This is a genomic window from Bradyrhizobium sp. 149 (assembly GCF_023073915.1).
Classification (GTDB): domain Bacteria; phylum Pseudomonadota; class Alphaproteobacteria; order Rhizobiales; family Xanthobacteraceae; genus Bradyrhizobium.
In genome coordinates this window covers 245,305-266,278 of record NZ_JADPKK010000013.1, presented here as the reverse complement: position 1 = coordinate 266,278, position 20,974 = coordinate 245,305, and the positions used below count along the sequence as shown (strand labels likewise).

The window sequence follows — 20,974 nt, the reverse complement described above, 5'->3', positions numbered from 1 at the left end:
ATTCTAGAAGGATAGGAAAAGCGGATGGACGGGAAGACGGTAGCCATCATCGGTGCGGGTCCCGTCGGCTTGGCCGCGGCCGCGCACGTGCTCGAACGCGGCATGTCACCCATCGTGCTGGAGGCTGGCCCCGAAGCCGGGCACGCGGTGCGTCAGTGGCAGCATGTCCAGCTGTTCTCTCCATGGGAATACAATCTCGACAAGGCCGCGGGGCGCCTGCTCGCGCCGACCGGATGGAATTCGCCGGACCCGAGCGCCTATCCAACCGGCCGAGAGCTGATCGAGCAATATCTCACACCGCTCGCAACGCGCACGCCGTTGCGTGACACGATCCGGACGTCGAGCCGCGTCACGGCGATCAGCCGCGTCGGCTTTGACAAGGCAAAGACGAAAGGGCGCGAGCAGGCGCCGTTCGAAATTCGCTACGAGAACGGCAAGGGCCCGGAGATGTTGCGCGCCGACGCCGTCATCGACGTGTCGGGCACGTGGTTCTCTCCCAATCCTGCCGGAGGTAACGGTCTGCCCGCCATCGGTGAGCGCGAGCGCGTCGACCGCATCGCCTATGGCATGCCGGATGTGCGGGGCGCCGATCGCGCCAGATATGCCGGCAAGACGGTCGCGGTGCTCGGCGCCGGCCACTCCGCGGTGGGCACGCTGATCGATCTCGTGCAGCTCGCTGAAGACGCGCCCGGCACACAGCCCCTCTGGCTGTTCCGCGGCGCCGATCCCGCAAAGTCTTTTGGCGGCGGCAGCAATGACAAGCTGGCCGCGCGCGGCGCGCTGGGCTCTACCTTCGCTGCGCTCGTGGCCGCTGGGAAGATCAGGGTCGAGACCGGTTTTGCCGTCACGCACCTCTCGGAGTCCGAAGGTCGCCTCGAAATTTGGGCCGGCGACGGCTGCGGTGCGCGGAGTTTGGTGGCGGATGAGCTGGTGGTCTCGACCGGCTTTCGTCCCGATCTTTCGTTCCTGTCCGAACTGCGGCTTCGGCTCGACCCAGCGATCGAGGCACCCGTCGCGCTCGCGCCGCTGATCGATCCCAACGAGCATAGTTGCGGGACAGTCCGTCCTCATGGTGCCCGCGAACTCGCGCACGACGAGCCGGGCTTTTATCTCGCCGGCATGAAATCCTACGGTCGTGCTCCGACCTTCCTGATGATGACCGGATACGAGCAGGTCCGCTCCATCGTCGCCGACATCGCGGGCGACAAGGCGGCCGCGGCACGGGTCGAGCTCGTGCTCCCCGAGACCGGCGTCTGCACGCGCGGTGGCGTCGAGTCAGCCGCCGCAACGGAATGCTGCGGCGGTCCGGCGAAGAGCGAACCGTCCGCTTGCTGTGTCACTGACGAAACCGCCAAAAGGGCAGGTGCTGCGGGGTGCGGTTGTTCATGACGTTGATTCTTGAAGTTGATTCTTGCAGGTGAAGCCGGAGATTTGCCCCTGTGGGTCGTGCGTCGTTTCGGCTTGGTTACGGGAGGAGAAAATTCGTAGCCTGAGCGGCCGGTCTCTGATTGCGGTGATGTGCATCGGCCAGGTCGGCAATCTGCTGCCGCATGTGACGCTGTCCGCGAACCTTGCGCAGCATTTGATGCCGGCGTGGGGCATGTCCGCCGCCGAAGGTGGGCTGATGGCAAGCGGCTATGCGTTCGGCTACATGCTCGCTGTGCCCGTGTTGACGACGTTGACCGACCGGATCGATGCGCGGCTCGTCCTGCTCTGCGGCTCGATAATCAGCGGGCTGGCGACCTTGGCGTTCGGACTCTTCGCGCAAGGATTCTGGTCGGGGACCATCATCTGGTCGCTTGCAGGGCTGGGGTTTGCTGGCGCCTATATGCCGGGGCTCAAGGCCTTGACGGACCGGCTGCCCGCCGGTGACACCTCGCGGGCGGTGACCCTGTACACGTCGAGCTTCTCGGTCGGCGTCGGCCTGTCGTTCCTGATCGCGCAAGTCATCGCCGATCGCTGGGGCTGGCGGACAGCCTTCTATGTGACCGGGATCGGTCCCATCGCGATGGTGGTCGCGTGCCTTTTGATCGAGGGCCGTCGGCCCATGCCGAAGGCCGGACGGCTCCTGAACTTCGGGCCCGTCTTCGCCAACCGCGAAGCTCTGGGTTACATCTTCGGCTACGGTGCGCACTGCTTCGAGCTCTATGGCATTCGCACCTGGTTGGTCGGATTCTGGACCTTCGTCATCTCACATCAAGGCGCGCCGTCCTGGTTGAGCCCTGTCGTGTTGAGCTTCTGCTTCGCGGTGATCTCGATGCCCGCAAGCATCCTCGGCAACGAGGCTGCGCTGAAGTTCGGGCGCCATCGGGCGATCACCATCGTGATGATCGCATCGGCCTGCGTTGCGCTGGTCATCGGGCTGAACGCAACCGCCCCGGCCTGGCTGCTGGCGCTGCTGCTGATGATCTATGGCCTGACGGTGCCGGCCGATTCCGGCGCGTTGACCGCCGGCATGTCGGCCGCAGCAGTGTCCGAACATCGCGGCGCGACCCTGGCCTTGCACTCCACCGTTGGCTTTGGTCTATCGGCTGTCGGCGCCTGGGGAACCGGCGTCGCGCTCGATGTTGCAGGGGGCCCGCAGAGCGCGACCGGCTGGCTGCTGGCATTCATCGTCCTCGCGGCCGGAATTGCCTTGGGCCCGCTGGCGCTGTTCTGGGCGCGGCGGGGGCAGTCACCGAAAGCATAGTCAGAATGCTGTCAGGCGGGTTTCCCCCTCACACCAAAGCGTTAGGCATCACGGATGCTTGACCGGGATCAAGGACTGTATCCAAGGCCCGGATATGCTAATCAGGCTCTGCTCCGCTCCGAGAGGTAATTCGTTAATCATGCGGTTCGTCCGTACCATTCTGGCATTCGCGATCGCGGTCTCGCTGGCGTTGCTGCCGGTCGGCACGTCGGCTGCGGGCCCGACGATGGCGTCGGATGACATGCAAATGAGCATGCACATGAGCGGCGAGGCCGCCATGTCGATGGATGAGTGCTGCCCGGACATGAAGGGAACCAGCTCCCACACTGCTACCTACAAGTGCGGGATGGATTTCTGCTGCGTCGGCGGGATCATCGCGCTCGGCGACGTACGACCTGTCGCTTTCGGGTATTTCGCCGTAGCGGCGAGTAAGCTGGCCATTCCCGCCGATCAGGTCGTCTCGTTCCTCGGCGGCAGTCCTCCCTTCCGACCTCCTCGAATCTGATCTCGCAAGGCTGAGACGCGAGCGGCATGCCTGCTCGCGACGATGACCGACGTGCGCGCCCCGGGCGCCACGGCTGAGATTAATCCATGAGGACACGACAATGCTTTCCAAAGTCAGCACCGCGGCGCTTGCCGCCACCCTTTCGCTTGCCGCATCGGCCGCCACGGCGGGCGCCGGCGACTACAGCTTCGAGCCCGTCAATCCGCAGATGAAGAAGGGCGAGGGCGTCATGCTCGCCGTTCGCTTGACCAATAAGCAAACCGGCAAACCGGTCTCGGACGCGGTCATCTTCAAGACCCGCGTCGACATGGCGCCGGACGGGATGGCCGAGATGGAGTCGGCGGTTGCGCCGCTGCCTTCGAAGGAGCCAGGCGTCTACGCGTTCAAGACGGACCTGCCGATGGCCGGCCGCTACCAGGTGACGCTGTCCGCGAAGCTGCAGGGCGAACCGGAGACGGTCATCGGCAAGGTGATCGTCACGGCCACCAAGTGAGCGTTCGGGCGCCGCGCGGCGGCGCCCCTATTTTCCTCTTCCATTCATACGGACGCGCTCTTCGGGTGCGCGGATACACGCCATGAAAACGCTGCGTCTTCTGACGGCTCTTGCGCTGGGCGGCGGCCTGCTCCTGGGCGCCTCCTCGTATTCGAACGCACGCTGGCGCGCGCTGGCCGGGTTCGCCCCGGCTACGGCAGCCGCGGGCCGGACTCCGCTCTACTATCGCGATCCGGCCGGCGCCCCGCTTTGGTCCGCGGCTCCGAAGAAGGACGAGCGGGGGCGGGACTATGTGCCGGTCTTCGATGACGATGGAGCGGCCGCCGGGCCGGCGACGCCGAAGATGCAGGCGGCTTCCCCGCGAAAGATTCTCTACTACCGCAATCCCATGGGGCTGCCGGACACCTCGCCCGTGCCGAAGAAGGACGCGATGGGGATGGATTATGTTCCGGTCTACGAAGGCGACGACACCGACGACGGGGCGGTGAAGCTTTCGCCCGGCAAGATCCAGCGCACCGGCGTGAAGTCGGAGCCGGTCGGCAGGCGCGCGATCCGCATCTCAGTCAAGGCGCCCGGCACGATCCAGCTGGATGAGCGCCGCGTCTCGGTGATCGCGATGCGCGCCGAAAGCTTCGTGCAGAAGGTCGCCGACGTCACCACCGGCACGCGCGTCAAGGCCGGCCAGCCTCTGATGGAGATCTATAGCTCGGCGGTCGCGTCCGCAGCGGCGGAATATCTCGCAACGATCAGCTCCAAGACGACCGGCGGTGTCGAGATCTACGGCCGCGGTTCGCGACAGCGCCTGGTCAATCTCGACGTGCCGGAGCCGGTCATCGCGGAGATGGAGAAGACGCGGACCGCGCTCGTCACCATACGCTGGTCGGCACCGCGCGACGGTGTCGTGCTCGAACGCAATGCGGTCGAAGGCATGCGCGCCAATCCCGGCGATGTGCTGTTCCGCATCGCGGACACCTCGGTCGTCTGGGCTCTGGCCGACGTGGCCGAGCGTGACCTCGGGACTATCGCAGTCGGCCAATCCGTCGCAGTGCGTGCGCGCAGCTTCCCCGGTCGAACCTTCGCGGGACAGATCGGCGTCGTCTATCCGCAGGTGAACCGCGACACCCGAACCGTTCGTGTCCGGATCGAACTCGCCAATCCGGACGCGATATTGTTGCCGGACATGTACATCGATGCCGATATCGACACGGCGGATTCCACCCCGGTCCTGGTGGTGCCCGACAGCTCCGTGCTCGACACCGGCAGCCGGCAGGCAGTCCTCGTCGACAAGGGAGAAGGGCGCTTCGAACCGAGGGAGGTGAAGCTCGGGCGTCGCGGCGGCGGCTATATCGAGGTGCGGGACGGACTTAGCGACGGCGAGGCCGTGGTCACCTCCGCCAACTTCCTGATCGACGCGGAAAGCAACCTGAAGGCGGCGCTGAAGGGCTTCGCCGAGGGGGCGCCCCGCGCCGCCGAGGCGGCTCCCGGCATGGCGACGGGAGATCACAGATGATTGCCCGCGTCATTGCCTGGTCGGCGCGCAATCTGCTGCTGGTGCTGTTCGGCACCGGCTTTGCCGCTGCTGCCGGCCTCTATGCGCTGGTCCACCTTCCGCTTGATGCGATCCCCGATCTCTCGGACACGCAGGTCATCGTCTACACGGAATATTCCGGCCAGGCCCCGCAGGTGATCGAGGACCAGGTCACCTATCCGCTGACGACGGCCATGCTGACCGTGCCGAAATCGAAGGTCGTGCGCGGTTTCTCGTTCTTTGGCGTGTCGTTCGTCTACGTCATCTTCGAGGACGGCACCGACATCTACTGGGCGCGATCGCGCGTCATGGAGTTTCTCAATGGCGCGGCCTCGCGGCTTCCCGCCGGGGTCACGCCGACCATCGGCCCGGACGCAACCGGCGTCGGCTGGGTCTATCAATACGCGGTGATGTCGAGGGAATTGAGCCTGGCGGACACGCGCACGATCCAGGACTGGAATCTGAAGTTCGCGCTGGCCAAGGCCGAAGGCGTCGCCGAGGTCGCCAGCATCGGTGGCTTTGTCAAGCAATACAACGTGGTCCTCGACCCGCAGCGGATGCGTGACCGCGGCATCAGCATGCAGAAGATCCGGGAGGCCATTCGCGCCAGCAACGCGGATGTTGGCGGGCGCACCGTTGAGCTCTCCGAATTCGAATACGTCATTCGCGGCAAGGGTTACATCAAGAGCATCAATGATCTCGGCAATATCGTGCTGAAGACCAGCAACGGCACGCCGGTGCTGCTGCGGGATGTTGCCAACGTCGAGCTCGGCCCCGACGAGCGCCGCGGGCTAGCCGAATTGAACGGCGAGGGCGAGGTTGCGAGCGGAATCGTGCTGCAGCGTTTTGGCGTCAATGCCCTCGACGTGATCGCAAACGTCAAGAAGCGCTTCGGCGAAATCGCGAGCAGCCTGCCGAAATCGGTCGAGATGTTCCCGGTCTACGACCGCTCCAACCTGATCTATGCGGCGATCGACACGCTCAAGCATACCTTGTTCGAGGAGAGCATTGTCGTCGCGTTGGTCTGCATCGTGTTCCTGCTGCACGTCCGCAGCGCGCTCGTGGCGATTCTCATGTTGCCGGTGGGTGTCCTGATGGCGTTCGGGGCCATGAAGCTGCTGGGGCTGGGCTCCAACATCATGAGCCTCGGAGGCATCGCCATCGCGATCGGCGCGATGGTGGATGCCGCCATCGTCATGCTCGAGAACGCGCATAAGCATCTCGAACGCGCCAAACCTGGACAATCGCGCGTGCAGATCCTGATCCACGCCGCATCCGAGGTCGGACCTGCGCTGTTCTTCAGCCTGCTGATCATCACCGTGTCGTTCATGCCGATCTTCACACTGGAATCGCAAGAGGGGAGGCTGTTCAGCCCGCTGGCGTTCACGAAGACCTTCTCGATGGCCGCAGCCGCGCTCCTGTCGGTGACACTTGTGCCGGCACTGATGGTGATCTTCGTCCGCGGCCGCATCGTCCCCCAGAGCAGGAACGTCATCAACCGTTTTCTGATCTGGATCTACCGGCCGGTCATCAAGGGCGTGCTGAGCGCCAAGACGCTGGTGATCCTGGCCTCACTCGCAGTCCTCGCCGTCACGATCTGGCCTGCGCGCCAGCTCGGCACCGAGTTCATGCCGACCTTGAACGAGGGCACGCTGCTCTACATGCCGACGACGCTGCCCGGTATTTCGATCACGAAAGCCGCCGAACTGATGCAAATGCAGGATCGGATCATCAAGTCGTTTCCCGAGGTCGCCTCGGTCTACGGCAAGGCCGGGCGGGCGGCGACCGCGACCGACCCGGCGCCGACAGAGATGTTCGAGACCATCGTCAACCTGAAGCCGAAGGCAGAGTGGCGCCCCGGCGTCAGCATCGACGGCCTCGTCGCCGAGATGGACAAGGCGTTGCAATTTCCGGGCGTCTCCAACGCCTGGACCATGCCGATCAAGGCGCGCATGGACATGCTGTCGACCGGTATCCGCACGCCGGTCGGCGTCAAGGTCATGGGCACGGAGCTCGTCGAGATCGACCGGTTGGCGAAACAGATCGAACGCGTGATCAAGACCGTACCCGGCACCTCGTCGGCCTATGCCGAGCGGGGCATCGGCGGATACTATCTCGAGATCGTGCCTGATCGCGAGGCGCTTGCCCGCTACGGCATCCTGATCCAGGACGTCCAGGACACCATTGCGGCCGCGCTCGGTGGTCAGACGGTCACCACAACCGTGGAAGACCGGCAGCGCTTCACGGTGAACATGCGCTACCCGCGTGATCTCCGCGACAATCCCAACGCCATCGCCAGCGACATCCTGGTGCCGATGCCGGCGGGCGGCGCCGTGCCCCTCGGCGAAGTGGCCAGGATCGAGCCTGCGCGCGGGCCGACCTCGATCCGGACCGAGAACGGTCAGCTCGCGACCTACATCTATGTCGATGTCCGGGATCGCGATATCGGAAGCTACGTCACCGATGCGCAACGCGCCGTGACGGAGAGCATTCAGTTTCCTCCTGGCTACTACGCCGTCTGGAGCGGCCAATACGAGTATATGCAGCGGGCGGCTGCCCGCCTGAAGATCGTGGTGCCCGTGACGCTCACGATCATCTTCCTGCTCCTGTACCTGAACTTCGGCGCCATGACCGAGACCCTGATCGTGATGTCGTCGCTGCCGTTCGCGCTGGTCGGGGGCCTCTGGATGATGTGGTGGCTCGGCTTCAACCTGTCCGTCGCGGTGGCGGTCGGCTTCATCGCGCTCGCCGGCGTCGCCGCCGAGACCGGCGTGGTGATGCTGATCTACCTCGACCACGCGCTGGCCGAAGTGAAAGCCAGGCGCTGCGCCGAGGGCAGTATCCTCACCCAGCGGGATATTCACGATGCCATCATGGTGGGCGCGGTCGAGCGCGTGCGGCCCAAGATGATGACCGTGGTCGCCATCATGGCGGGACTGCTGCCGATCATGTGGAGCACGGGTCCGGGGTCGGAGATCATGCAACGCATTGCGGTGCCGATGATCGGTGGAATGACGTCATCGACGCTGCTGACGCTTGTCGTGATCCCCGCCATTTTCGGCGTGGTGAAGGGCTGGGGACTTCCCCGCGACGGCGAGGAGACCGGCGCAAGCTCGAACCGCGCCTCGCCTGACGTATCCGAGGCCGCTTGAAACGGAGTTCGGACGACGACCTCGGGAGGAACTAATGCTCAGGACGCCCCGGCATGGGATTCTTATCTGCCGGAACCCACCCTTTGCGTCTGCACAAGGCGGTGCTTTACCGTCCGCGCGATCGCCGCCGGGGCTTCCTCGGGGATCGCGAAGCAGGAACTGGCGTTGATTTCGCACAGGACGTACGTGTCGGCGCCGGCCGCATCTTTCGGGCCGTACAGGAAGTCCGCGTCCCAGATGACCGGCAGCGATCGTTCATCGATGTCCAGTGTCTTCATCATTTCCGGAGTCCAGTCGTCCTCCATCACCCTTCGCAGCCTCTGGAATTGCGGAGCATCGGGTCCATGCATGATGCGCGGTCCAGGTTGCGCCTCAGGCGAGTCCACACCTTCCGGCGGCGGCGGGATCAAGGCCTTGACCCGTTGGTGCCCAAAGCCCGCGACCTTCGAACCGCTCATGTAGCAGCGGATCATTCCGTCGGGCAGGCGAGGTTGAAAGGCCTGGTCGATGATGCAGCCGCCCCAGCCGAAATAGGGCTCACATCGCGCCATGAAAGCATCGAGTGGCATGTCCTCGGGCAGGCTGCCGCGTTGTGCATAGAGGACCCGAACCATGCTGTCTGCGCTCGAGAGTGCCTCCACTTTCCAGACCCCTTGGCCTGCGTTGCCGCGGTTTTGCTTCAGCACGCGGGGACCGTCGGAGCGAAGGCGCAACGGAAATTCGGCGCGGAACGCCGCAGCGGTGTCGTAGCGATGCGCGTCGGCACCCCAGCCGAGATGACGCGTGCGGTAGAGCACCTCCTTGACGCCCACCTTCAGGATGACGTCTGGATGCGCGCTTACCCATGGTCCTTGCGCTGCAACATCGCGGAGTAGGGGATCGAGCTCAGCACGCGTCTTGCCCTGGTGGATCGGATCCACCCAGACCAGAACGCCGTCGACCGCGAGCAACTGCTCGCGGACCGCATCGGCAAAGCTTTCGTCATAGATCACCGGCCGGGCGTCGATACCCAGGGCGGCAAGCGCTTCGAAGACGCGGACGAAGCGGCTGTTTTGCGCCGTCGCATCCCGCCGCGCGGCAGCGTCTCCACGTGAGAGGATGGCTACGGTGTGTCGGATTAATGGGTGTCGTTCGGTATCCATGCGCATGCTCCACAAATTGCGTGCTGCGCAGAGCTTGGACCGAGGCCTCACGGGTAGTCTGCTTCATCCCTACGTGAGCGACACTAATGAGGCTGCCCGCCAGTTTCAAGGCCGCGGTGCGGTTCCGTTCGAACAGTGAACTCTTCGTGACGCTCGAGCAGAGACGTTGACAGCTCCGCGTGCGCGGTTTTCTATTTGGGGGCCGGGGACGTGCGATCTCCTCGCGAGGCGACATGCCAAAGAATCGCGTCCTGATCACCAAGGGCGCGGCATGTCATCCTACATCCCGATTTCATTCTACAGATTGTCTCGACTTATCGGCACGTTGGCCGCGTCGACGCTCGTCGAAGGGCGCGTCGATGCCGGCGTCCTCCTGCGCCTCCCGGGCGCCACGTAGGGGGACAAGCTCGTGAAACGGACTTCACCTGGGGCAGGATAAACCAGGAGAAATCAACATGCGAAGGCGGACAATCTTTCACACGTTCCTGCTTTTGGCGCTCGCGGGCGGCCTGTCGCCGGTCCAGCCCTGACCCAGGAGGAGCTGGTCGCCAAGATCCAGGCGGCCGGCTACGCGCAGGTGAGCGACATTAAGTCGACGGCGGAAGGCATCACCGCCAAGGCGGTGAAGAACGGCAAGTCTGTGACGCTTGTCGTGGACAGCAGCGGCCAGATCAAAGAGCGAAACTGAAGGAGAGGAGTAGCACGATGAAAAGAATCATCTGGGCCATGGTCGGCATTGGCGTCTGCCTTCTTGCATTTCGCTTCGGCCCCTTCATCCCGGCATACGCCCAAGATGCCGAATGGCAGAAGGTGGACGAGACCCTGGGCCGCAAGCCCGCCGTCTCCGACGACGTCCGCCGTTACGGCTTTCCCCGCAGCGATCTCTCCGTGACGCTGGACGGCGTCACGATCAAGCCGGCGTTGGCTCTTGGCGGCTGGGTCGCATTCAAGCCTGCGCATGGCGGCGCAATGATCATGGGCGACCTTGTGCTGCTCGAGACCGAGATCAATCCCGTGATGGCGAAGATGATCGCGAGCGGTCTCGAAATCACCGCCGTGCACAATCATCTGCTGCGTGCGAGTCCGGCAACGTTCTACATGCACGTCGCCGGCCATGGCGATCCCGTCAAGCTGGCCGCCGCGATCCGCGATGCGCTCGCCGAAAGCAAGACCCCGATGACAGTCGCCGCCCCGGCGAACGCGCCACCGGCCGTCGACCTCGAAACTGCGAAGCTCGACCAGATCATCGGAGTGAACGGGAAACCGAATGGCGGCGTCTACCAGTTCAACGTGAAGCGGCGCGACCCGATAACGCAAGACAACATGTTGTTGACCCCCGTCGCCGCGATGGGCGTCGCAACCGCACTCAATTTCCAGCCGACCGGAGCAGGCAAGGCGGCCATCACCGGCGACTTCGTGCTGACCAGCGACGAGGTAAACCCGGTCATCCTGGCGCTGCGGACGCACGGCATCGAGGTAACGGCGCTGCATAGCCACATGCTGGATGAACAGCCGCGCCTGTTCTTCATGCACTTCTGGGCCAACGACGACGCAGTCAAGCTTGCCAACGGCTTGCGCGCGGCGCTCGACAAGACGGCGAGCACGAAGAGCTGACGCCAGGGACGGGAGCTGCGCGCCGAGTTCGATGCCTGAACGTCGATGATAGGACAATGGATGATCTGCACCCCCCGCAGGCTTTCCGTCGCGACCTTCGGCATGGGCCAGCTTTGCCGTGGCGTTGATGCTCGCATTGTTAGTAGGAGGAAACGCCGTGGCCGAGACCGTGAATTTTGACAACGCGCCTGCCGGAACGTCGCCCGAAGGTTGGACTTTAACGATGACCGGCAAGGGACAACCGAAATGGACCGTCGAGGCGGAGCCCACGGCGCCAAGCAAGCCGAACGTCTTCAAGCAATCAGGACGGGCGACTTTTCCGGTGGCGGTCAAGAATGATACCTCGATCCGCGACGGCTTCGTTGAGGTGAAATTCAGGGCGGTCGCCGGGTCCGAGGATCGCGCCGCGGGAATCATCTGGTGCGCGAAGGATGCCGACAACTACTACGTCGTCCGGGCTAACGCGCTCGAGGACAACGTCGTGCCGTACAAGACCATCAAGGGAGTTCGAACGTCGCTGGAGATCGTGGATCGCAGAGGCGGCTATGGCGTCGGCACGCCGGTGGCGTCTGGGCAATGGCACGTTCTCCGTTGCGATTTCGCAGGGAGTCGGTTCAAGGTGACCTATGACGGACAGCCGCTATTCGAGGTGGAGGACATCACGATTGCGCAAGCGGGCATGATCGGCCTGTGGACCAAGGCGGATAGCGTGACCTTGTTCGATGATCTGACATATGGTGAGAGCAAATAGGCGTTTTTCCACCTTGCCGGAGACGATCATGAATTTTCGACGTCTGTCGATCGCGACGGCCCTGCTGATTGCGTCCATCTGTCCGTTGCGGGCCGAGGAAAGTCTGGTCGCCTACAAATCGCTCGGCCCGGAGTTGGCGCTCGATCTTGCGCGCGCTGCGCTGGATAACTGCCGCACCCGCGGATACCAGGTTGCCGTCGCCGTCGTCGATCGATTCGGCGTCACGCAAGTGATGCTGCGCGATCGCTTCGCGGGCCCCCATACGCCATCAACGGCAGCCGGCAAGGCGTGGACAGCTGCGTCGTTCAAGACCAGCACGACGGAGCTGAATGCGATCAGTCAGCCCGGCATGATGCAGGCCGGCATTCGCAATCTTCCTGGAGCCGTCGTCATAGGGGGAGGATTGATCCTCGAAGCAGGTGGCTCTCTGGTCGGAGCGGTCGGCGTATCCGGCGCTCCGGGCGGTGATGCGGACGAAGCGTGCGCAAGAGCCGGAATTGACGCCGTACGTGACAAGCTGGAGTTCTGACGGGCAAGAACTCGGACCCGTGCGATCGTCGAGCTAAAATCGCGCCAGCGAGCTCGCGCGCCGTATCGCTGCCGCCTCCTGCTGACACGACGTTGTCAGCAGGGCGGCGTTACAAGCCGATCGTCGTCACCAATACGACGGACCTTCCCAGGAACGAATGATGAAATTTGCTTCGACGCGATTGATCGCTGCTGACATCAAGTCCCTCGTCAGCTTCTACGAGAACGTGCTGGGCGAAGCGGCGGAGTGGCTTGCGCCTGTATTTGCCGAGATCGTCACCCCGAAAGCGACGCTCGCTTTCGGCAGCGTGGACACGGTGGCGCTGTTTAGGGAGGGCAGCGCCGAGCCGGCGGCCAATCGCACCGCGATCCTCGAGTTCCAGGTCGATGACGTCGAAACGGAGTTTGCCAGATTGAAAGATCAAGTGGAGGTCGTGCACGAGCCGAAGATGATGCCTTGGGGAAATTGCGCGGCCCAGTTCCGCGATCCCGAAGGGACGCTCGTGAGCCTCTACACCCCGGTCACCGAAGCTGCCAAAAAGCGATTTGGAGGGCGATGACACGGAAGGACGGAGCCGGCTTTCGCGAACTGTCTCGACCAAGACAGGATCCTTCGATCATGGCAACCTCTGCTCCGGCATGAAAAAACCCGCGGCGGATTTCTCTGCGCGGGCGTGACAAATTTCGATCGTGCCATTCTGCCAGTGTTTTGCCCGACGTGTCAAAGGCGAACCGGTCATGTTGCCGTTCGCGCGGCACCTGATCGGGTGCGTGGATTAAGCCAATGATTTCAACACCCCCGCTACTGTGCATGGGGTTGTTTTCGCAGTTTTGGTTTTGAGCGTGCCGAAGCGCCTGCGCTTCAGCGCCGGCCGCGCGGCGCTTCGGCCTTGGCGGGCGGCTCGGTCTGGGGCCCGCAGCTCGCGGCGGCGAGCGAGCCTTGCGCCTGCGGCATCAGGCCGGGCTCGGGGGCGAGCGCCTTCATCACGATCAGGCCGGTCGTGCTCGGCGAGTCGATGATCAGGCGGTCGGCGGCGGTGACCTCTTCGTCCTCGGGCAGCTCGTTGTGCTGCGGCTCGGTCATCAGGTCGAGCTCGATCACCTTCTTGCCGGCCGAGCGGTCGTTGATGGCGTAATAGGCGATCTCGTTGCGGGTGTAGAACGACACCGAGGTGTAGGCTTGGCTGACCGGCACCGTCAGCTTGATCGGTCCGTTCGACAGATCGTAGCGGCAGATTGCCAGCGCAAAGGCCGGGTCCATGAACGGCATCGGCGAGGTGTTGGGATCGGCGAGCGGAAGCTGCGTGACGCCGTTGAGCTTGGTCATCGGCGTCAGCCGCGAATAGGCGTCCTGCGTCGCGATCCGCGGCAGCGCCAGCACGCTGACGAGATGGACCACGAGGCCCAGCACCACGCCGGCAACGATGGTGAACAGCAGGCGGATCATGAGCAGCCCACCGTCGTGATGTTAGGCATCGGCGCGTCGCGCTGCGTGCGCGTGGCAACGCCGACCGGGGTGTCGTAGAGCCGCAGCATCAGCGCGTAGCGCTCGATGCCGCCGGTCGGCAGCCAGTTGCCGGCCCGCGAGCGCGAGGCGATGCGGATCTCGAACGAGCCGTCGGACTGCCGCACGATCTCCTGGCTGGTGAAGCCGTAGCGCTGCAGCGAGTTGGCGACGAGATGGCCCTTGCGGTCGTAGAGCGTCAGCGTCCAGAACCGCGCCGGCGGCGTCACCCCGGAGACCACGACATCGCAGCGGCCGTCGAGCACTTTCTTCTTGTCGTCCGCTGTTGCGGTGAAGGCGACGCCATCGCCGGTGCCGATCGGCAGCTCGCCATTGCGCACGATGGTGGCGCGCGAATAGGGATCGACGTCGGCGGTGCCGGTGCGCGGACGCGCGGTCCAGGGGCCGATCGTCAGCGCGCCGATCTCGGTACCGCGCGTCGTCGTCATCCAGGTCGCGCCGACGCCCACCACGGTTGCGAGCAGAAGGGCCGTCAATGTGATCAGGATCAGCCGCACGGGGTTCGATCAGTTCTTGCGCGGGGCGGATGCGTTCGCATTCTCTTCCGCATAGTTCTGCGGGAAGGCGAGCGCGCTCGTGGACGATGCCGGCTTGGCTTGCTTGGGGTCGGTGGCGGCCGATTTGGTCGCGGTCCTGGCCGCGTCATCCAGCAGCTTCTCGACACGTACCAAAGCGTCGGCGCCGCGCTTGGTCAATACCGGCGGCGGACCGGGCTTGGTCTCCAGCACCTTCGGCGCCGCATTGGCCTGCGCGTTGGTGATCCGCTCGGGCGGCAGCTTCTGGCCCATGCCGATGCCGGCGATTTCGCGGACCTCGACGCCCTGATGCGCCGCCACCATGATGTCGTGCCAGGTCTGCGCCGGCAGCGAGCCGCCGGTCATGCGGTTGGTCGGTGAATAGTCATCATTGCCGTACCAGACCGCGCAGGTGAAATTGCCGGTGTAGCCGACGAACCAGGCGTCGCGATAGGCATTCGTCGTGCCGGTCTTACCCGCGGTCGGAATGCCGTCGAGGGCGGCACGGCGCGCAGTGCCTTCGCTGACGACGTGGCTCATCATGCCGGCCATGTCCGAGGCCACGGAGGCGGGGATTGCCTGGCGCGGCTTCGGCCCGTCGCGGTCCCAGCGCCAGACCGGATCGCCCGCGCCGGTGCGCACTTCCAGCACGGAATGCGGCGTCACCGCCTTGCCGCGGTTTGGGAAGGTCGCATACGCGACCGCGTGCTCGAGCACGGTGACTTCGTCCGAGCCGATCGGCAGCGACGGCGTGTCGGGCAGCGGCGCCTTGAGGCCGAAGCGGCGGGCGACCTCGACGATCTTGGCCCGGCCAACCTTGGCCGGGTTCTGCGCTTTGGGCTCGTTCTTCTGGCCGATCGCGATCGACAGCTTCACCGGCACGACGTTGATCGAGCGGGTGATCGCCTGCGTCAGCGTCACCGAACCGGAATAGGAATGGCCATAGTTCTGCGGGCACCAATTGCCGATGCAGACCGGGCCGTCCACCACGATCGAATTCGGCGTGAAGCCGTTGAGGAGCGCGGTGGTGTAGACGTACGGCTTGAACGACGAGCCCGGCTGGCGATAGGCGTCGGTGGCGCGGTTGAACTGGCTGGCGCCATAGTCGCGGCCGCCGACCATGGCGCGGATGCCGCCGTCGAGATCGGCGACGACGGTCGCGGCCTGCGTCGCGTGATAGTCGCGCCCGAACTGGCGCAGCTGGTTCTCGACCGCGTCTTCCGCCGCCTTCTGCACATTGGCGTCGATCGCAAGACGGACCACGAAGACGCGCTCGGTGTAGGATTTCGGGAAGGTGTCGACCAGCTTGCGCATCTCGTCGAAGGCGTAGTCGAGATAATAGTTCGGCGACGCCTCGTAGCGGCGATCGACCGCGAAGGCGGGATTGCGGCGGGCGCCGAACACCTGGCCCTCGGTCATGAAGCCGGCGTCGACGAGGTTGTCGAGCACGACGTTGGCGCGGGCGCGGGCGGCGGGCAGATTGATGTGGGGCGCGTATTTGGTCGGCGCCTTGAACAGGCCGGCGAGCATCGCGGCTTCCGCAAGCGTCACGTCACGCGCCGACTTGTTGAAGTAGAAATGCGCGGCGCCGTCGACGCCGAAGGTGCCGCCGCCCATATAGGCGCGATCGAGATAGAGTTTCAAAATCTCATTCTTGGTCAGGCGCCATTCCAGCCAGACCGCGAGGAAGGCTTCGTTGACCTTGCGCTCGATGGTGCGCTCGTTGCTCAGGAACAGGTTCTTGGCGAGCTGCTGGGTGATCGAGGAGCCGCCCTGGCGGACGCCGCCGGCCTGGGCATTGGTGACGAGCGCGCGCGCGGTGCCGGCGATGTCGATGCCGAAATGCTCGTAGAAGCGGCGGTCCTCGGTCGCCAGCGTCGCCTTGATCAGCACGTCCGGAAAATCTTCCAGCGGGATCGAGTCGTTGTGCTTGATGCCGCGGCTGCCGATCGGGTTGCCGTAGCGGTCGAGGAAGGACACTGCGAGGTCGGACTTCTTCAGCCAGTCCTCGTCCGCGGTCTCGCGGAAGGCGGGGATGGCGAGCGTGAGCATCACGACCAGGCCGCCGAGGCCGAGGGTCGCGGCCTCCGACAGCGGCTCGATGAACACCCAGCGCTTCCACCGCCCGACATAAAAGCGGTCCATGAAGGTCGAGTAGCGCTCGTAGAGCTCGCGGATGCCCTTGGCCGAGGAGAATAGCGAGGAGTCGATGCGCGCATCGAGGTCCAGGAAGAAATTCCGGATCCGGGCCTTCCAATGCGATGGTATGATCTGGCGCACCTAGAACCCTTGAGGCTTGGTTCGAAAGCGTTCAAGCACCCGGCCGGGGCGGCATCAAGACGTCTTGCGGGAGTGTTGCGGCAAACCCAAGGCGCCCGGCCAGCGGCCTTAGGGACTTGTTGTTCCTTCTAGCCGAGCAGGGCTTATAAACCAATGGTCACGCTTGCGATTTTGAACAACAGGCCTAATTGACCCCGGTTCATTACGGGCCTCACGCGGGCGCTGCTTGCAGCCCCGTGGCCGCACGCCCTAGATGGCACCAACCGTAGCTCTTTCGAACTTTTGTTGAGGCGCATGACCGCAGCTCCCAAACGACCTTCAGGCCAGGAAGGATTCTTCTGGAAAACCAAGACGTTGGAAGAGATGTCGGGGCCCGAATGGGAAAGCCTGTGCGACGGCTGCGGCCGCTGCTGCCTGAACAAGCTCGAGGAAGAGGGCACCGGCGACATCTATTTCACCCATGTCGGCTGCAAGCTGCTCGACGGGGCGACCTGCGGCTGCAAGGACTACGCGAATCGTTCCGACAAGGTTCCTGACTGTGTCCGCCTGACCCCCGCCAATGTCCGCACCCTGAACTGGCTGCCGCCGAGCTGCGGCTACAAGCTCGTCGCGGAAGGGCGCGATCTCTACTGGTGGCATCCGCTGGTATCAGGCGATCCGAACACCGTGCATGAGGCCGGCGTCTCCGTACGCGGACGGGTCGAAGGCAGCGAGGTGGAGATCCCGGACGATGAGCTCGAGAACCACATCGTGCAATGGCCGGCGCAGCTGCCGAAGCGGGCTCGCCTGAAGCGACGTCCGAAGGACTGATCCGCCGCACCCGACGGATCAATTGTTCGGGATGGCCGTGGGGTGGGATGCACCCATGCGCCGCGGTGCCTGCCTGGCAAGAACTTTGCTGTCTACATTGGACTGCATAGAACGAATCCTTCGCGGCGCTGCGCCGCCTCATGGCTTCCGATCGAGATGAACAAGTTCGAGCGGCAGAGCAGTTCTGCCGACACCCAGACATTGCCCGACGACATCGCCGAGGAATTGTCCCGCCTTCCATCCGAGGTCTTGAGCGTCGACGACGCTCCCTCGCTCGCGCCGCCGGCGCCGCTGTCGCAGGACGAGGTCCGCACCATCGTCATCAGCCTGATGCTGACGATGTTCCTCGCCGCACTGGACCAGACCATCGTCGCCACCGCGCTTCCGACCATCGGGCGCCAGTTCCACGACGTCTCCAATCTGTCCTGGGTCATCACCGCCTATCTGCTCGCCTCGACCGCGGTCGCGCCGGTGTTCGGCACGCTCAGCGACATCTACGGCCGCCGTGTGATGATCATCATCTCGCTCAGCCTGTTCGTCGCGGGCTCGGTGCTATGCGCGATCGCGCCGAACATGCCGATGCTGATTCTTGCACGCGGTCTCCAGGGACTGGGTGGCGGCGGGATCATGCCGGTGGTGCAGACCGTGATCTCCGACGTCGTGTCGCCGCGCGAGCGCGGCCAGTATCAAGCCTATTTCTCCAGCGTCTGGATGGTCGGCGGCATTCTCGGCCCGGTCATCGGCGGCGTGTTCGCCGAGCATCTGCACTGGTCGATGATTTTCTGGATCAATCTGCCGCTCGCGGCCGCCGCAATCGTAATGCTGCTGCCGAAGATGAAGAAGATCCCGGTGTTCCACCGCAAGCGCAAGGTCGACTGGCTCGGCGGCGTGCTGCTGATGGCCTCCGCCGTCGTCTTCATGCTGGTCCTGACCTGGGGCGGCACGCGCTATCCGTGGCTCTCGCCGACCGTTGTTGCGATGGTGGGCGGCGCCGTCGCGCTCGCGGTCACCTTCGTCTGGCACGCGCGGCGGGCGGACGAGCCGTTCCTGCCGCTGCCGCTGCTCGGCGGATCGGTTGCGCCGTTCGCGCTGACGGCCGGCGGCTGCGGGCTCGGCGCGATTACGGGCCTCACTGTGCAGCTGCCGCTCTATTACGAGGCGGTGTATCATCTCAGCGCCAGCGAGGCGGGCCTTGCGCTGATTCCGCTCGCCGCCGTCTCGACCATCGGTGCGGCCGTCGCTGGCCGCACCATGGCGCGTGCCAGGCACTACAAGCGCGTCGCCATCGTCGGCACGTCCTGGGCTGCGATCTGCGCGCTGGGCCTGACGCTCACGACCCTGCCGTTGTGGGGCCTGCTGACGCTGATGGCTGCGTTTGCGCTCGGATTGGGCACGACGTTCCCGGTCTGCGTCGTATCGCTGCAGAACTCGGTTGCACGTCCGCAAGTCGGCACCATCACTGGTGCGATGAATTTCTTCCGCTCGTTGATGTCCTCGTTCATGGTTGCGGCGTTCGCGGCGATCCTGTTGATCGCGCTCGGTGCCGATATTCCGCTCGCCGGCGAGCATCACGGCGCGGGGAGCGTCGCAATCCCGGCCGACGACATGCGCCACGCGTTCCGCTACGTTTTCGGCGCCGCCACGGCGCTGATGACCGGCGCCGCCCTCTGCCTGGTCATGATGGAAGAGCGGCCGCTGGCCGGCCCCGCTGTCACCCAGCAGGTCGAAATGGCGGAGTAGGCATTAGCCGCCGCGATCGTCCCCGGCGTCGCCCGCATTCGTCTTCCGCGCCTTCGCCGCAAGCTGCTCTTTAAGCCGCGCCAGTGCGTCGGCGGACCAATCACGGACATCGGTGACTGCGACCCAGGCATCGAGGTAATGCTCGGGCGCGTAGACATGGCCAAAGCCCATCGGCGTGTCGTTTGCGACCGCCATGTCGAGGGCGAGCTGCAGCATCGTGACAATGGGATACCAGCGCAGTTCCGGCGACACGTCCGGCCCGCGCGGTGCGCTCATCCAGGCCGGGGCCTGATAGGCGTCGCGGTAGGCGAAGAACGTGATCGCGTCACTGGCATATTGCAGATAGACGATCCGCATCGGACCCCAGGGCGTATCAACCGGCACCGTCGGTCCATTTTGATTCATGAAACGCACGAAGCGGCCGTCGCGAAATTGCGGCAGCCACGCCGGGGAGCCCGGATTGCGGCTCGTGGTGACCGAGCGCCAGATGCGGCTCTCGAACGGTGGCCCGCTCCAGAGCGCGCCGGCGATGGGATCGCCGATCGTCTCGAACAGTTCTGCCGATTTCTCCGAGTTCATGGCGCCGAGGCTAAGCCCATGCAAATATAGCCGGGGCCTTTTTTCCTTCGGCAGCGTCGTCCAATAGCCGTAGATTTCCGCAAACAGCGCACGCGCAGCGTCCGCGCCGTATTCGGGCTGAAACAGCAGTGACAGCGGGCTATTGAGATAGGAATATTGCATCGCGACGCTTGCGACGTCGCCATGGTGGAGATATTCGACGGTATCCATCGCGGACGGATCGATCCAGCCGGTGCCGGTCGGGGTGATGACGATCAGGATTTTACGTTCGAAGCCGTGCTGCCGCTTGAGCTCGTCGAGCGCAAGCTTGGCGCGCGCCTGCGCGGTGTCGCCGCTGGCGAGGCCCACATAGACACGCAGGGGATCCTGCGCAGGCCTCCCCGTGATTGCGCCGATGTCTGTTGCGGTCGGACCTGAGGCGATGAATCGGCGGCCCGTACGCCCGAGCTCTCTCCAATTTACCAGCGATGCCGCGCCTCCTGTTCGACCGGGATCAGTCGGCTGCGGCCGCTCGGGCTCATGCAAAGCGTCGAGTTCACGAAAGGACGAATCGAGCGCGTTGAACGCCGTGCGGACCAAGACGTTGGTGGCGATCGCCCAGAACAGCAGGCCTGCAACGAACACGCCGATTACGTTGGCGATCCTCCGCGGCATGAGGCGCCGCTTGCGTGCGGCAAGGAAGCCGGCGGCAAGCACAAACAGCCGCCCCAGCGCCAGCAGCACGATGAACGTGAGTATGGCAATGACGCAGACCTTGAGTGGATGCGCGGTTTCGACAGGGGCCATCTTCATCACAGTGCGGATCGAATTCTGCCATTCGGTTGTGCGCCAGAGGAAGACGATGACGAGTAGCAGGCAGCCGACTGCCGCCAGCGCATTCGCAATCGCTCGTGCGCGCGCCGACGGCTCGGGCAATTCGAGATAGTGCCACAGCCGGCGCCACAGGACGCCGGCGAGATAGCCGATCGCGAAGCAGCCGCCGGCAAGCGCACCTTGCGTGAGATAGCTGCGCGGGATCAGCGTTGGCGTGAGCGCGGCCGCGAAGAACAGCGCGCCCTGAATGAGGCCGATGCCGGACAGCGAGAGCAGTTGCCGGCGAATGAACCACGCGAGACTCTTCAAG

Annotated in this window: 17 protein-coding genes and 1 pseudogene; 13 read left to right on the top strand and 5 right to left on the bottom strand. The window is 64.5% G+C overall.

The genetic code is table 11. The features are described from left to right. Positions 1-24 precede the first annotated feature (24 nt). The 6 genes from IVA88_RS06665 (at position 25) to IVA88_RS06640 (ending at position 8,367) form a co-directional block, all read left to right on the top strand. Positions 25-1,389 (top strand): NAD(P)-binding domain-containing protein, encoded by a 1,365-nt coding sequence (locus IVA88_RS06665; RefSeq protein ID WP_247496485.1) that lies wholly within the window; start codon positions 25-27, stop codon positions 1,387-1,389. 127 nt (positions 1,390-1,516) lie between these two features. Further along, positions 1,517-2,689 carry an MFS transporter gene (locus IVA88_RS06660; protein ID WP_247496928.1) on the top strand — a complete coding sequence of 391 codons (1,173 nt, stop codon included), beginning with the start codon at positions 1,517-1,519 and terminating at the stop codon, positions 2,687-2,689. Positions 2,690-2,828: 139 nt separating this feature from the next. Beyond that, entirely contained in the window at positions 2,829-3,194 is a 366-nt protein-coding gene (locus IVA88_RS06655) for a hypothetical protein (protein ID WP_247496484.1), read from the top strand. A 100-nt stretch (positions 3,195-3,294) separates the two neighbouring features. Next, positions 3,295-3,687 carry a FixH family protein gene (locus IVA88_RS06650; protein ID WP_247496483.1) on the top strand — a complete coding sequence of 131 codons (393 nt, stop codon included), beginning with the start codon at positions 3,295-3,297 and terminating at the stop codon, positions 3,685-3,687. Positions 3,688-3,769: 82 nt separating this feature from the next. Continuing rightward, positions 3,770-5,197 carry an efflux RND transporter periplasmic adaptor subunit gene (locus IVA88_RS06645; RefSeq protein ID WP_247496482.1) on the top strand — a complete coding sequence of 476 codons (1,428 nt, stop codon included), beginning with the start codon at positions 3,770-3,772 and terminating at the stop codon, positions 5,195-5,197. Then, complete coding sequence (locus IVA88_RS06640) at positions 5,194-8,367, top strand: efflux RND transporter permease subunit (protein WP_247496481.1); 3,174 nt, start codon at positions 5,194-5,196, stop codon at positions 8,365-8,367. Before IVA88_RS06645 ends, IVA88_RS06640 begins: the two co-directional genes overlap by 4 nt. A gap of 62 nt (positions 8,368-8,429) precedes the next feature. Here IVA88_RS06640 and IVA88_RS06635 read toward each other — a convergent pair whose 3' ends face one another. Continuing rightward, a complete protein-coding gene (locus IVA88_RS06635) occupies positions 8,430-9,509 on the bottom strand; it encodes a Cj0069 family protein (protein WP_247496480.1) in 1,080 nt (359 codons plus the stop codon). Positions 9,510-9,964: 455 nt separating this feature from the next. On the opposite strand from IVA88_RS06635, the pseudogene IVA88_RS06630 reads away from it, so the two are divergent. From IVA88_RS06630 to IVA88_RS06610, 5 genes and pseudogenes are all read left to right on the top strand, one after another. Continuing rightward, positions 9,965-10,197 (top strand): annotated as a pseudogene (locus tag IVA88_RS06630) (hypothetical protein). Positions 10,198-10,214: 17 nt separating this feature from the next. Continuing rightward, positions 10,215-11,123, top strand: coding sequence for a DUF1259 domain-containing protein (locus IVA88_RS06625; protein WP_247496479.1), 909 nt, complete (start codon positions 10,215-10,217; stop codon positions 11,121-11,123). 127 nt (positions 11,124-11,250) lie between these two features. Further along, complete coding sequence (locus IVA88_RS06620; protein ID WP_247496927.1) at positions 11,251-11,874, top strand: hypothetical protein; 624 nt, start codon at positions 11,251-11,253, stop codon at positions 11,872-11,874. Positions 11,875-11,902: 28 nt separating this feature from the next. Next, positions 11,903-12,403 (top strand): heme-binding protein, encoded by a 501-nt coding sequence (locus tag IVA88_RS06615; protein ID WP_247496478.1) that lies wholly within the window; start codon positions 11,903-11,905, stop codon positions 12,401-12,403. A gap of 160 nt (positions 12,404-12,563) precedes the next feature. Continuing rightward, complete coding sequence (locus IVA88_RS06610; RefSeq protein ID WP_247496926.1) at positions 12,564-12,962, top strand: VOC family protein; 399 nt, start codon at positions 12,564-12,566, stop codon at positions 12,960-12,962. 302 nt (positions 12,963-13,264) lie between these two features. Here IVA88_RS06610 and IVA88_RS06605 read toward each other — a convergent pair whose 3' ends face one another. Genes IVA88_RS06605 through IVA88_RS06595 form a run of 3 tightly spaced genes read right to left on the bottom strand, consistent with a single transcriptional unit; the run spans position 13,265 to position 16,722 of the window. Then, positions 13,265-13,849 carry a DUF1254 domain-containing protein gene (locus tag IVA88_RS06605; RefSeq protein ID WP_247496477.1) on the bottom strand — a complete coding sequence of 195 codons (585 nt, stop codon included), beginning with the start codon at positions 13,847-13,849 and terminating at the stop codon, positions 13,265-13,267. Next, on the bottom strand, positions 13,846-14,424 hold the full coding sequence (locus IVA88_RS06600) for a DUF1214 domain-containing protein (RefSeq protein WP_247496476.1): 579 nt from the start codon (positions 14,422-14,424) through the stop codon (positions 13,846-13,848). The genes IVA88_RS06605 and IVA88_RS06600 overlap by 4 nt, the downstream gene beginning before the upstream one ends. A 9-nt stretch (positions 14,425-14,433) precedes the next feature. Further along, positions 14,434-16,722 carry a PBP1A family penicillin-binding protein gene (locus IVA88_RS06595; RefSeq protein WP_247496475.1) on the bottom strand — a complete coding sequence of 763 codons (2,289 nt, stop codon included), beginning with the start codon at positions 16,720-16,722 and terminating at the stop codon, positions 14,434-14,436. A 294-nt stretch (positions 16,723-17,016) separates the two neighbouring features. Here IVA88_RS06595 and IVA88_RS06590 point away from each other — a divergent pair, with 294 nt between their 5' ends. Together IVA88_RS06590 and IVA88_RS06585 are read left to right on the top strand one after the other, a co-directional pair. Further along, positions 17,017-17,532: a YcgN family cysteine cluster protein gene (locus IVA88_RS06590; RefSeq protein WP_247496474.1), complete on the top strand. Its 516-nt coding sequence runs from the start codon at positions 17,017-17,019 to the stop codon at positions 17,530-17,532. A 156-nt stretch (positions 17,533-17,688) separates the two neighbouring features. Then, positions 17,689-19,272 (top strand): MDR family MFS transporter, encoded by a 1,584-nt coding sequence (locus IVA88_RS06585; protein WP_247496473.1) that lies wholly within the window; start codon positions 17,689-17,691, stop codon positions 19,270-19,272. A gap of 3 nt (positions 19,273-19,275) precedes the next feature. Here IVA88_RS06585 and IVA88_RS06580 read toward each other — a convergent pair whose 3' ends face one another. Beyond that, the gene (locus IVA88_RS06580) at positions 19,276-20,973 is read right to left on the bottom strand and encodes an alpha/beta-hydrolase family protein (protein ID WP_247496472.1); all 1,698 of its coding nucleotides are present in this window, start codon (positions 20,971-20,973) and stop codon (positions 19,276-19,278) included. Position 20,974 lies beyond the last annotated feature (1 nt).

Bases quoted from the DNA above. Each gene is read 5' to 3' on its own strand.
- IVA88_RS06665 (WP_247496485.1), top strand. From the start codon at position 25: ATGGACGGGAAGACGGTAGCCATCATCGGTGCGGGTCCCGTCGGCTTG.
- IVA88_RS06660 (WP_247496928.1), top strand. From the start codon at position 1,517: ATGTGCATCGGCCAGGTCGGCAATCTGCTGCCGCATGTGACGCTGTCC.
- IVA88_RS06655 (WP_247496484.1), top strand. From the start codon at position 2,829: ATGCGGTTCGTCCGTACCATTCTGGCATTCGCGATCGCGGTCTCGCTG.
- IVA88_RS06650 (WP_247496483.1), top strand. From the start codon at position 3,295: ATGCTTTCCAAAGTCAGCACCGCGGCGCTTGCCGCCACCCTTTCGCTT.
- IVA88_RS06645 (WP_247496482.1), top strand. From the start codon at position 3,770: ATGAAAACGCTGCGTCTTCTGACGGCTCTTGCGCTGGGCGGCGGCCTG.
- IVA88_RS06640 (WP_247496481.1), top strand. From the start codon at position 5,194: ATGATTGCCCGCGTCATTGCCTGGTCGGCGCGCAATCTGCTGCTGGTG.
- IVA88_RS06635 (WP_247496480.1), bottom strand. From the start codon at position 9,509: ATGGATACCGAACGACACCCATTAATCCGACACACCGTAGCCATCCTC.
- IVA88_RS06625 (WP_247496479.1), top strand. From the start codon at position 10,215: ATGAAAAGAATCATCTGGGCCATGGTCGGCATTGGCGTCTGCCTTCTT.
- IVA88_RS06620 (WP_247496927.1), top strand. From the start codon at position 11,251: ATGCTCGCATTGTTAGTAGGAGGAAACGCCGTGGCCGAGACCGTGAAT.
- IVA88_RS06615 (WP_247496478.1), top strand. From the start codon at position 11,903: ATGAATTTTCGACGTCTGTCGATCGCGACGGCCCTGCTGATTGCGTCC.
- IVA88_RS06610 (WP_247496926.1), top strand. From the start codon at position 12,564: ATGAAATTTGCTTCGACGCGATTGATCGCTGCTGACATCAAGTCCCTC.
- IVA88_RS06605 (WP_247496477.1), bottom strand. From the start codon at position 13,849: ATGATCCGCCTGCTGTTCACCATCGTTGCCGGCGTGGTGCTGGGCCTC.
- IVA88_RS06590 (WP_247496474.1), top strand. From the start codon at position 17,017: ATGACCGCAGCTCCCAAACGACCTTCAGGCCAGGAAGGATTCTTCTGG.
- IVA88_RS06585 (WP_247496473.1), top strand. From the start codon at position 17,689: ATGAACAAGTTCGAGCGGCAGAGCAGTTCTGCCGACACCCAGACATTG.